Here is a 12255-nt window from a genome sequence, read left to right as displayed (position 1 = left end):
ACGCGTCTTAAGGACTCCCATACACGACGGCTTGATGCAGATGAAAGGTTCCCTCGCCCAGCAATCCGATTCGAATGTACCGGGCACGGGTTCCCTCCGGAAACTCGATGATCCATTCTGATCTTGGCTCCGCCGCCGTCCAGACTTTGGAGTAGTGCTTGTCATCGTCGCTGACCCATACGGTTAAGCCGTCTGCCCGCTTGTCAAATTGGCCGCCGAGTCGATTGCGAATCCAAAGATGACGAAGCGTTTTCGTGTCCGACAACCGAATCGTCACAGAGGGCTCTGAAACGTCATGTTCGGAATGGAACGCGAAGTCATATTGCGTTCGCGGGATTGGCGATAAAAACAGGTGCGATTCCTCGTTCCAAGTCGAGTTGTTGAAGTTCCGCCCCAACCGCAGCCACGCGTCTTGAGAAATCTCGGTCGCGCCTGCATGGGTGCGGAGGGCTGGTGGCTCGCGGTATTCCGCTCGCACCCAGCGTTCGCGTCGATTGAGCCCTCGTTCACTGACCCGACGAACATCCTTTTGCTCTTTAAGGTATTCAATCAAATCAAGGAACTCGATCGGAGCAATCGTCTTGATGAGTCCTTCAGGCATCGAACTGGCGTTCATATCCTTCCGCAGCTCAATGTCCTCCTTCAAGAGCGTCTCTTCTTTTCCGTTGGCGATGCCGAGCGTGATTTGCTCTTCATCCTCCTTCAAGATGAATCCGGTGTGGGCCACCCCGTCGTAATCGAGCAACAGTACCGTCTCGTAACCCTTTGATATTTCATCGTTGGGCAGGAGAATCGATCGGATGATCTTTTCAGGCGGGAAGCGTGAACCGATATCCGAGAGGTTTGGGCCAAACGGCTTACCCAGCTCACCCACTTGGTGGCACGCCGAACAAACTTGCTTGAACACGCCCTCACCGCGGCTCGCATCGCCACCACGAATAGCCGCAAGTTCACGGATCGCGGCGTCACGTTTTGCCGGAGTTGAATCGCTATTCTCCGCAATTTCCAAAGGCACGACGGCGGCTGCGCCAGGGCCGGTCATCTTCAAGTAACGTTGAAAATAGGCTCGTAGGGGTTCGGACGCGGACGTCAAGAATTCGTCCAAATTACCCCGTCCCACCCACAACGGCTCAAACGCATGGAGAGTGTGTTCGAGCGTGTATTCGATCCAGTAGTCCATTGGGTGCTGGGTCACCGACAACGCCGCAACCATTGCCTCTTCGTTTGTGAAGAAACTCAGCGCCCGGACCGCTTCGAGCCTCACGCGAGGATGAGGATCATCGATCGCCGCGGTCACGATCTGCTGTGCGTTGGCCAAGCGATCCATTTCGTTGGAAACCACATGAACCGCTGCGGCGCGGGCGCGGAAATCGTCTGATTTCAGAACGCGCGCGATCAAATTGGGATCGACGTCACGGAAGCTTTCTTGAACCCACATCGCCTCACATAATCGCAACGGATCTTCGGAATCTCCGATCCACGTTGTCACGGCGGCAAACACATCCGTTTTGTCTCGCTTGCGGATTTCGCGGCGAACACGGTAACGGGTCCGCAGTTCAGGAACGAGTAATTGATCGAGCAATTCGGCGACCGATTTTGTTTCCAGGTCGACTTTCTTAAGCAACGGCTTTTGCGTATTCACCATTCGGTAGATACGTCCGTGAGAGTGGTCCCGATTCGGATCACGCTGTGAGTATTGCATGTGACCGATCAACGCGTTGCACCAATCGCCGAACCAGATCGCACCGTCGGGTCCGATCTTGGGATCCACGGGACGGAACATCATATCGGTCGACGACAATAGATCTTCGATTCGCTCGCCGGTCATGCCGGCGGTGCCTTCTTCATCACGTACGTTAAAACGTGGCATACCGTGCATGTTGATCACGCACGCATAAATGAATTGTCCTTGCATGGAATCGGGCAAGTGGCGTGAGAGCAAAAACTCGTTACCGACCGCGGGCCGCATCCCTTCGTTGTCAAAGATCGGCTCCAGCGTTTTTCGAGTTTCAACCTCTTTACCTGATAAGGGGGTCGCCCAGTGTTGTTTCGCATTCGTGCCGTCACCCACCATCGCGTTGCCCCACTCGTCAAAGACCAAACACCACGGATTGCCGTAGCCAGGTGTGACGAAGTGGCGAAATTTCATCGACAACGGGTCATAGACGTACGCGCCGCCTCGGTTCCGATTTCGGAACGCTCCCCAAGGAGTTTCCAACGTCGTCGACAAAGAGATTCCTTCGAGCATATACAGCAATCCGCCATGGGAATATTCCCAGGCGCCCATCGTATGGTGCGTATCATCGGTGGCGATCCCATCGATCAACTGAATCACCTCATCCGCTTGGTCATCCCCATCGGTGTCTTTCAGGAAGAGGATGCGTGGTTCGTCGACCACCAGAACGCCGCCATCAAAGAACTCGAATCCCGTCGGACAGATCAATTTGTCATAAAACGTCGTCGATTTGTCCGCCCGTCCGTCGCCGTCGGTATCTTCCAGAATCAGCAACCGGTCGTCGGGGCGTTTAGCGCCCGGTTGCCACTGGGGGTAGTTCGGCATGCATGAAACCCACAACCGGCCCTTAGCATCAAACGCGATTTGATTCGGGTTGGCGAGCTCAGGAAACTCTCGCTCAGACGCAAATAGTTCGACGCGAAAGCCTTCGGGAACCGTCATCATGTCGATGGATTCTTCGGGTGTCGGATAGACCAACTCCTCGGGTTCACGCATTTTGCGAAAGTTCTCGTTCCGCGTCCCGAACATCGTCTCGGGGACCACGATACTCCCGGTCTTCGAATCATCCGGCTCGTCAGCGACCGGACGACCTGCGGCGAGATCCCAGACGTATTGATCTCGCACCGCAACCATCGCTCGAATCTTACGGTATTCGGTCGGGAAGGTTTCGGTGTCCCATGTACGACGACCGCCATACACATACCATCCGTTAAGCATGCGATAGTCCTGCTGGTGGAACCAAGACTTATCATTCACCCATCGACGGACGCCTTCGTATCGCTGCATCACCTCTGCGGACAACGCATCCTCACCAAACAACGCTCGATCGAGCGTCGCGGCCATCAATTGGTCACCGGCCTCGTTCAAGTGAACCCCGTTAATCGTGAATTGTAGACCGTCGTCTTTGGAAAACGCTTCAAGCGTCCGCGTGAACAAATCGACAAAACGATGACCATCTTCGGTCGCGAGTTTTTCGATCGCGTCCCGATAGACTTTGAGCGACGCGTTGCGTTCGTCGGCATCTGGGTGCAAAGGATTACCGGACGATTCAAACGCCGCGGGGCTGACCAGGATAAACTTCGCGGTGTCACCCTCGGCCGTGTAAGTCACCTCAAGCTCGGAGATCCAGTTTCGGTAGTCCGCAACGAAACCTTCGACCGTCGCAGGCGTGTCGCCGGCAAACGATTCGTTGAATCCATAGAAGCAAAGATAGAGATTCGGCGAAAAAACCTTCAACGGGTCATCGATCGCCGTGTAGCTATTAGGACGTTGCCGGTTCGCCACTTCATCGGCGGGCCAACCGAAATTGCGAAAACGAATGTTCTTGTCAGCATGCCGAAGGTGTAGGCGTGTTTCAAAATGACCGTATAGGTTCATTCGCTCCGCGAGCGAATTGCCGACCGCGGCGATCTTTTGTTCTTGCTCGATCGGGAAAGCAGAAGCGGGGGCAGCCGCATGCGACACGGTCGATAACGTCGACGCCACGAACAACGTCATGACGCCCAAGAATCCAGAGATTCGCTTCAACATCGGTTGGGGTATCCAAAGGTGGGGAAATGGAGGAGGGAGGTGTAGGTGGGAGAGGGGAAAAATCGGAGTGTATTTTAGTCCTGTAGCGACACAGAACGTAACCGCCGGCGCGGATTTTCCTGCGAATCCGAGCTTCGCATTCGCCACGCAAATTGGGTGGCAAACCCTTATTTCGCGGCGTTTAGCCGTACCGCTACCTACGACCTCACTCGCGACTTGGATCGCCGCGAAAAGAATCCCGCCGCCACCCAATTACTAAAACCCTAATAGTTGGTATTGCCGAGAATCCGCGTTTGCTCGTATACGTCTCCTCAAATACTAACTAATTCGTAACTCAGGAGTGCATGGATGCACGCCCCCACGGACAACAACACACTATCACCTCCCCCGGTAATACTGCCCTCCATTTCATTGGTTCTCCCCGCCTGGAATGAGAGCGAAGTGATCCTCACCGCAATCAACGAGGCCGACGAGGCCCTGCGGAAGATTACCGATCGTTTCGAAATCATCGTCGTTGACGACGGCAGTACCGACACCACTGCGTCGATCGTCGAACAGGTGTCGCGAACCAATCCGTCAGTGCGATTGATGCGGCATTCTCCCAATCAAGGATATGGGGCGGCGTTGCGTAGCGGATTTGCGGCGGCGGTGAATGATTTGGTCGCGTTCACAGACGCGGACTGTCAATTCGATTTGAGTGAACTCGATCGTTTCGTTTTGCTTTCGCGGCGATATGACATCGTTTGCGGTTATCGAATCGACCGCAAAGACACCGCACTGCGCTGCTTGTACTCGAAAGTCTACAACCAACTCGTCCGAGCATTCCTTCGCACCGGTGTCCGAGATGTCGACTGTGCCTTGAAAATGTTTCACCGCGACGTCGTTCAGAATCTGTCGATCTCGGGCAATGGTTTCCTGGTCAATTCGGAACTGCTGGTACAAGCGAATCAACAGGGACGCAGCGTCGTGGAGGTGGGAGTTTCTCATCGCCCGCGAACCCAAGGTTCTAGCACTGTTTCGATCAGGCACATCCCAAAGGTGCTCACCGCACTCGCTCGTTATTGGTGGAATACGGTTCAGTTCCCCACTACCGCGAGCGCCGAATCGCCCGGCACGCAAATTTCAGGGCCACCGCAACGGATGTTTGGATATCTGCAAATCGCTTTGCTATGCGTTGCCGCAATCTTCCTGCTTACCAACCTTGGTTATCCACTCATCGACCGGGACGAAACACGTTACGCCGAGATTCCCCGCGAAATGATCGCAACGGGGAACTGGGTGTTGCCCCAACTGAACTTCGAAACCTACTACGACAAACCGCCGCTTCTTTATTGGTTGTGCGCAATCAGTTTTACATTGTTCGGCACGCACGAAGCAACCGCACGGGTTGTCCCGGCCTGCGCCGCGCTCACGACTATCACGGCGACCATGTTTTTCGGATCACGGTTTTTCGATCGCAAAATTGGACTGTTGTCCGGTGTCGTGCTCATGCTTTCGATCGGATTCGCTTTCACGAGTCGCTACTTACTTCTCGACGGCGTGTTGGCAATGTTTGTGACGCTGTCGTTGTTCACGGCGTACGAAGCCATTCGCGCAAGCGACGATAGACAGCGACTGCATCTGGGTTGGTGGTTGCTTTCGGGCATTTGCTGCGGGCTCGGCTTCCTGACAAAAGGACCTGTGGCAATCGTTTTGTGGCTGCCTCCGTTGTTCGCGTTTGCATGGCTATCGGATTCGGTCATCCGACCTCGTTGGTGGCATTACGCGTTCTTCGGCGGCACCGTTGCGGCCATCGTAGGGCCGTGGATGATCGCGGTCACTGCTCAAGATCCGACGTTCCTGGTCGAGTTTTTCTATCGGCACAACTTAGCCCGGTTTGCGGGTGAATTTCATGCCAAACCGTTTTGGTACTTCGTTCCGGTCCTTTTGATCGCGGGACATCCTTGGTCTTTCTTGACGATTCCCTATGCCAAATTTTTGATCGGGAACGACGAAGCGACACGTCGACACCGTTCACCTGTCATCGGCTTTTTGTTCCTGTGGAGCGTGTGGTGTTTTGTCTTCTTTTCGCTATCACGTTGCAAGTTACCGACCTATCTCCTGCCGGCATCGCCAGCCATGGCGGTGATGTTGGCCCACTATCTCAGCCAAGTTTTGCGAGATCCGACCAATGCCAACAATCTTTGGTTCGCCCGATTTTGGTCCGCCCGTTCGGCAACCGCCACAACCTGCTTGGCCGGGGTCGGATTTGTCGTGTTTGTCATGTACCAGACTGGCGAGACCGCGTTATCAATCTCTCTATGGGCGGTCGTGTGGACGGCGTTGCTGGTCAGTTCTCTGTTGCTGCTGGCGGATCGGCATCACGCCAAGACCGCGTGGGTGAGTTCCACGGCGGCCGCGTTCTTGTTTGCCATTATGGTGATGCACCAACTCCTGCCCGCTTACAGTCGCTCGCAATCACTTTTCGCTGACACGTCACCGCTGCAACAACGGTTAGCCGTGGAAACTCCCTCAGCAATTGCCACGGTGAGCCATGAATTTTCAGAAGTCCCGTTCTATCTCGACCGCGATAACATCCCCAACTTCGCGGCCATCGACGACGGCAAACTCACGGACTTTGTCACAAAAAACGAAAACTGCATTCTCGTCGTCAACGACCGCGTGGCATCAAACCAGCTGAGGCAATTTCTCCCTACCAATTCCCAGCTAACAGATTTAGGCAGACGCGGTCCCGCTCGAGTGTACGAGGTGCATTTGCGGTCCCCCGACGCGCGTCTCGCCCGCACTCAAACTCCGCAAAGCCAAGCGACTCACCAATGAACTTCCTTCAGTGGTGGCACCGGCTAGGTCATTCGCTTTCCCAGTCGACCGGGATGGTGGCAATGTCCTCGCGCGAGGGTGACCGTTGCTCTGACAACGAACTCAGCATGATCCGCCGCATGATCGACGAAATCGAACGACGTGAAGGCCAGGTGAATCCCCCATTACCCATGCGAGATCGTGCATGCTAAACACGATTCAACGTCGCATCACGAAAGATATTCTCGTGATGTTCCTACTATCGCTCTTTGTCATCACATCACTCGTGATGTTCATCGGCGTCGCACGCGAAGCAATGAACCAGGGCCTCGGGGTGACCAGCGTTTTTCGATTGATTCCGTATGCGATGCCAAATGCACTTTCGCTCGCTGTTGCTGGCACGGCATTGTTTAGCGTGTGCTGCGTCTACGGGCGGATGTCTGCGGACAATGAACTGACCGTCCTGCAGTCGATCGGGGTTTCGCCACTTCCCGCGATGTGGCCGGCAATTGCCATCACGACACTTCTCAGCGTGACAACCGTAGGCCTCATCAACATCGCCTTCACGTGGGGGTTTCATGGGATCGAAGGCGTCATCATGTCATCGGTTCAAAAGATCGCCTATCGCGTTCTTGAGCGTGAACACAGTTTCCAACACGGGCCGCTGTCGTTGATGGTTCAACACGTCCAAGGTGAGAACCTGATCAATCCGATCATTCACATTCGCCGCAGCGATGATGACACCATCACCATCCACGCCCGCAGCGCGGTGCTGAAATACGACAGCGCCGTGTGTGGACTCGAACTCAGTATTACTGATGGCTCGGCGAATATGAACGACGTGGCTTCGTTCCGTTTTCCCGACACGTACAAGCAGCTGATTCCACTCTGTCCTGACGAGAAATACGACCTTCTGTCCGCACACCCGTCACACATGCGGATGTCCGATTTACCGAAGGCAACGCTCCTTCAAACGATTGACATTCATCGTCGCGAGAGCGAAATCGCCGTTCACACCGGGTTCAGTTTACTGACGTCCCGACCCCGCGAAATAGGAAATGGCGCAGCAGTCCGTCGCAAAGTCCGACTCACCTCGAGTCGCCAACGCCTTCATCGCCTAGCAGCGGAGATGCACCGGCGCTGGGCCAGCGGATTCACGTGTTTGGCGATGTCGATGATCGGCATCCCGTTGGCGATCCGCATGCGTGCTTCGGACACCATGTCCACTTTTGGAATCGTGTTCCTTCCCACTGTGCTCGTTTACTACCCCATCTTCGCGTTAACCCTCGACCTCGCAAAAAGCGGACGGATCCCGCCGCAAGGCGTGTGGATCGCGAACCTCCTATTCATCACGCTGAGTCTCGTGATGATTCGTCGCATTATCTACCGGCCTGCCTCATCATGATCTTCCCTTACAAATCCCAGTTGCGTTACGCCTGGAACACAATTCTATTCCCGGTGAACGCTGAGGAAGTCGTTGCGACGTCCAGGGACTGGAACCGACGACAAAGATTGCTCGCATGGATCGCATTGACGGCCGCGTCGTTGATCGTCTTGCTTCCAAACCTTTCTTATCCGCTGATCGAACCGGATGAGACACGTTACGCACAGATTGCGATCGAGATGAACCAGTCGCGAGATTGGATCACGCCCTCCCTCGATGGTATCGCGTATCTCGACAAACCACCGCTGATGTACTGGTTGACGGCGACCAGTTTCAGCCTGCTGGGCACCAACGAAACTGCCGCTCGATTGCCGTCGATGTTGTCCGCGTTTCTAACCATCGTAATCGTCTTCTCACTCGGAAGCCGGATCGTGGGCGGGCGAGCGGCCTGGTTGAGTGCGGCGTCCCTGCTGCTGTGTGGTGGTTTTGTATTAGCAGGTCGTTTCTTGATTCTCGATGCATTGCTCGCCATGTTCACAACGTTGTGCATGCTCACCGGTTACATCGCCGTTCGCGGACAGCGTCATCGTTGGGCTTGGTGGATGGTTTCGGGGATCGCGTGCGCGTTGGGCGTTCTGACAAAAGGCCCAATCGCATTGGTTTTATGTGCGCCACCATTAGTCGTGAGCGGATGGCTCCGCGCTGACCAAACTCGCACCCGTGTCCTGCACTGGGCGGCCTTCCTACTGCCGATGCTGCTCGTCTGTCTGCCTTGGTACGTTGCCGTCGGAATTTTTAACCCTCAATTCATGGACCATTTCTTCTTGGAACACAATTTCAAGCGATTTACCGAAGGATCTAATCGTCGCGAGCCTTTTTGGTTTTACTTGCCCGTCGTCTTTGTGGGCATGTTCCCATCATCTCTTCTATTGCCATCGGTCGGTGTGTTCGTGGTCAGCACCGCGGAACGCAAACGCGAACTACGTTCGAAGGATCTTGGATTCTTGTTTTGTGGTGCAACTTGGATGCTGATTTTCTTCTCGGCGGCGAGTTGCAAACTGCCGACCTATATCCTGCCCGCGATTCCGTTGATCTGCTTGATACTGGGCGTGATGTTGGACCAAACTGTCATGCGGCCCGAGCGAGCCAACCGCATTACGAATTACTTGCGACCGTTTCCTCAACGAGCGACATTGATAATCCTCGGCACGTGGATCGGTGTCTTTGCCGCGGACGCATGGATCGGCCGAACGGTTTCTCTGATGGCGTTCGCCTCGGCGACCGTCTGTCTCGCGACCGGGATCACAACGCTTCGAATGTGGAATCGCGAGATTGCGTTCTCGTGGCGAGGCTGGGCGGCCACGATGATCGTCGCCGTTGGACTGCTGAGTTTTGCGGCAGCCCGATTCATGCCCACGGTTTCCACCGCGCGTTCGCTTTACGTCAGAACGCTGCGACTGACCGAGGAGCACCCTCAATCGCCGGTCGTCTTCTTCGGAGAAAAACCACACGCGATCACCCTTCAAATCCCGCACCGTCCCATCGTGTACTTCGCCCCAACGATGCACGAAGAGTTCAAGGCCTTTCTTTCGCTCCACGACAGAACGATCGTGATCACGGGAGATGAAACCATCGCCGACACCCGTGTTGCAACCGCGCCAACTCATCAATTCACCGAACAGGAAAACCACGAGCATTTGTACCTCGCCGAGCGGATCGAGCATGCCACTCCTCATATCGCGAGCGTCGCCGATGGGGCGAGTCATTGAGATGGTCGCATGGACGCCAACGCAGCAACCACTAAGTCGCATGTCGACGTACCGGCACTTGTTTTTGATCGGAACAATATGCTTCGTCATTCTTTTACGCACCGGATTAGCGATCGGACAAGATTGGAGCACCGATTCGATTTACCACACGGATGAGCTTGGAATACTGTTTTGCGAGAGCGAGCAATTACCCGAAAACGCAATCGTTTCATCCAGCGAGGCCTGCGATACCGCCATGTCGTCTAGCCCTGTTTCGAACCAGCGCAGCCTGCATCTGCTTCCCGACGGACTGCTGTGGCGATCGTACCTAGCCGGACCACATGAGCCCCGCATTTCCACAGTAGTCTTTCGTGACCAGAAAGACGATGTCTTTTGGGACGCGACCCTTGGTGGCCGCGTGGGCCTGCTTCGCTACGGGACCGCCGGCGCCGTGAAACCACAAGGCTGGCAGTGGGATTTAGAAGGAGCTGTGATGACACGGTTGGATATCCTGCACGCCGAAGACGTTGAATCGATGGACTATCGCTTCGGTACCGAACTCACCGCGGCGGAAGGCCCCTGGGCGATCAAGCTTGGGTACTTCCATATTAGCTCGCACGTGGGCGACGAATATTTAATCCGCAACCCGACATTCCAACGCGTCAACTACGTAACGGAATCGTTGATCGTCGGTGGTAGCTTCCAATCTTCAGCAACGTTCCGCTTTTATGGGGAGATAGCCGACGCGTTCCGAGCATCGGGTGGGGCCGCTCGGTATCAATTCCAAACCGGATTGGAGTACACTCCCGTGGCGAGGTCGCTGCTGGTTGGCGCCCCGTTTGCCGCCGCCAATTTCAATTTCCGTGAAGCGATGGATTACGACGTCGCAACGACAATTCAACTGGGATGGTCGTTTCAAAGCCTTGAATCGGGGCGGCGGATTCGCTTTGGGATTCAGTATGGTGATGGACCGACGAGCCAATACGAGTTTCTCGGTCGGTCTGAAGAATATCTTGGCGGCGGTGTTTGGTTTGATTATTAACCGCCGCCGGCTAAGAATCCACGCAACGCAAACTTAGAATTCGACGTCGATAATTTCTTGAGTGTTACGCGTGCCGAGGGCGCCCCACAACCCATACGGGCTCTCAGAGCCGGCCTCCGTGATGCTGTTAGCACCACCGGATAGCAAATCACAGTACACGCAGGGAACGTTGGGGTCGCCAGCATCAATGGAGTCGGTGACGAATTTGACAGCACCGTCGGACATCAAGACATGGACCCCGCCGATGTGACGGCTACTCGGTGGTGCAATCCCATAGGTGTCGGCGCCACCGACCAGACAAACCGTCGAGTTAGGTGCCAAAATCGTATTGAACTGTGATTGCAAGGTGTGGAACGCCGCCCAGCGGAAGCCACGTTGGGACACCGATGCGTACGTGGTGACAACGCTGGTATCCCAAAACGACGGACGCGTCGCATCGACGAAGCCGAGATCGTTGCATTGATTTGGGTTATCCGCTACCGACTGGGCTGCCGATTTACTACCCGATGCCTTGGACGGAGCACTCGTGCCCACGGTCCGAATGTCGTTGTCGTTGAGGCCTGTCGTGATTTCACCCATGACGATGGTATTGGACAGTCCATCGGTCAGATCACGAAAACGGGTTGCCAACCGCGGCACGAATGCACCACGCATTCCGCATCGTGTTCGTTGCATCGCTTGGGCATCCGAGTTGTAGAGCCAGCGTCCGTTGGTGGACGATCCCGTCCAAACGGTTGCCCCGTTTTCGGCATCGTAAAAACCGTCACCGGTACACGCCGCGTAGTTCGTTCGGCCGAGCGCCGGCAACCCCACACCCGGATCGCTTGGACAACGAAGTGTCGGGATTTCAGTCAACCAAGGCGGGTACTTGAGCACCAAGGGACGCGGACCAAACGCGGGCCAACGATCGCCATCGGATTCGACCATTGGGTTGCTGACCTGCTCCCACAGAGCCTGTTGTTCGAAGTATGGCAACAGACCGACGAGATACGACAACTCCAACCGAGTAAAGCCGGTTCCATCGTTCTTTTCAGCCGCTGTGGTCGAGCGGGATGTTTCATTCGTCGGCCCCGTGCCGTGCATCGGCAATTTACCGAAAGCGGCATGATAGTTGTGCAGCGCTAAGCCGAGTTGCTTGAGATTATTGCCGCAACTCATCCGCCGAGCGGCTTCACGAGCGCCTTGAACGGCGGGCAACAACAACCCGACAAGAACCCCGATGATCGCAATCACAACAAGGAGCTCGACGAGAGTGAATCCGCAACGGACTCTGCGCACAGATAACTGATTCATCGATCCCTCAACTCTCTTTCAGCCTCGGAGGCTTCGTCTTCGGCGCGGATTTGGGCGGCTACGTCCTCGTAGCTGTATTCGTCCGTTTCCCCGACAACGCCCCCCTTACGACCGCAACCAGAACTCAAAACCAGCAGCGGCATCACAACTATAATGAGCGTGAGTGCAACAGAGACTCGACCGGATGACAACTTTTCCATTTGATTTCCGAAGAACGAGGAGG

Annotated in this window: 8 protein-coding genes; 5 read left to right on the top strand and 3 right to left on the bottom strand. The window is 55.3% G+C overall.

Going from position 1 to position 12255, the window contains the following annotated elements:
• Positions 1–7: 7 nt before the first annotated feature.
• Positions 8–3766 carry a PVC-type heme-binding CxxCH protein gene (locus tag NB063_RS18355; protein WP_250930214.1) on the bottom strand — a complete coding sequence of 1253 codons (3759 nt, stop codon included), beginning with the start codon at positions 3764–3766 and terminating at the stop codon, positions 8–10.
• Positions 3767–4114: 348 nt separating this feature from the next.
• Here NB063_RS18355 and NB063_RS18350 point away from each other — a divergent pair, with 348 nt between their 5' ends.
• Genes NB063_RS18350 through NB063_RS18330 form a run of 5 tightly spaced genes read left to right on the top strand, consistent with a single transcriptional unit; the run spans position 4115 to position 10739 of the window.
• Positions 4115–6586, top strand: a complete 2472-nt coding sequence (locus tag NB063_RS18350) for a glycosyltransferase (RefSeq protein WP_250930213.1) — start codon at positions 4115–4117, stop codon at positions 6584–6586.
• The gene (locus NB063_RS18345; protein ID WP_250930212.1) at positions 6583–6777 is read left to right on the top strand and encodes a hypothetical protein; all 195 of its coding nucleotides are present in this window, start codon (positions 6583–6585) and stop codon (positions 6775–6777) included. The genes NB063_RS18350 and NB063_RS18345 overlap by 4 nt, the downstream gene beginning before the upstream one ends.
• A complete protein-coding gene (locus NB063_RS18340) occupies positions 6771–7970 on the top strand; it encodes an LptF/LptG family permease (protein WP_250930211.1) in 1200 nt (399 codons plus the stop codon). Before NB063_RS18345 ends, NB063_RS18340 begins: the two co-directional genes overlap by 7 nt.
• Positions 7967–9718 (top strand): ArnT family glycosyltransferase, encoded by a 1752-nt coding sequence (locus NB063_RS18335; RefSeq protein WP_250930210.1) that lies wholly within the window; start codon positions 7967–7969, stop codon positions 9716–9718. Before NB063_RS18340 ends, NB063_RS18335 begins: the two co-directional genes overlap by 4 nt.
• Entirely contained in the window at positions 9672–10739 is a 1068-nt protein-coding gene (locus tag NB063_RS18330) for a DUF1207 domain-containing protein (protein WP_250930209.1), read from the top strand. Before NB063_RS18335 ends, NB063_RS18330 begins: the two co-directional genes overlap by 47 nt.
• 33 nt (positions 10740–10772) lie before the next feature.
• On the opposite strand, the gene NB063_RS18325 is transcribed toward NB063_RS18330, so the two are convergent.
• Both NB063_RS18325 and NB063_RS18320 read right to left on the bottom strand, forming a co-directional pair.
• Positions 10773–12032: a DUF1559 domain-containing protein gene (locus NB063_RS18325; RefSeq protein ID WP_250930208.1), complete on the bottom strand. Its 1260-nt coding sequence runs from the start codon at positions 12030–12032 to the stop codon at positions 10773–10775.
• Positions 12029–12232, bottom strand: a complete 204-nt coding sequence (locus tag NB063_RS18320) for a hypothetical protein (RefSeq protein ID WP_250930207.1) — start codon at positions 12230–12232, stop codon at positions 12029–12031. Before NB063_RS18320 ends, NB063_RS18325 begins: the two co-directional genes overlap by 4 nt.
• Between the last annotated feature and the right edge of the window lie 23 nt (positions 12233–12255).

Origin of the sequence: Aporhodopirellula aestuarii, assembly GCF_023701485.1 — a bacterium.
GTDB classification, from domain to species: Bacteria; Planctomycetota; Planctomycetia; order Pirellulales; family Pirellulaceae; genus Rhodopirellula; species Rhodopirellula aestuarii.
The sequence above is the reverse complement of the archived record's forward strand: the minus strand, read 5'-3'. Positions and strand labels throughout refer to the sequence as shown.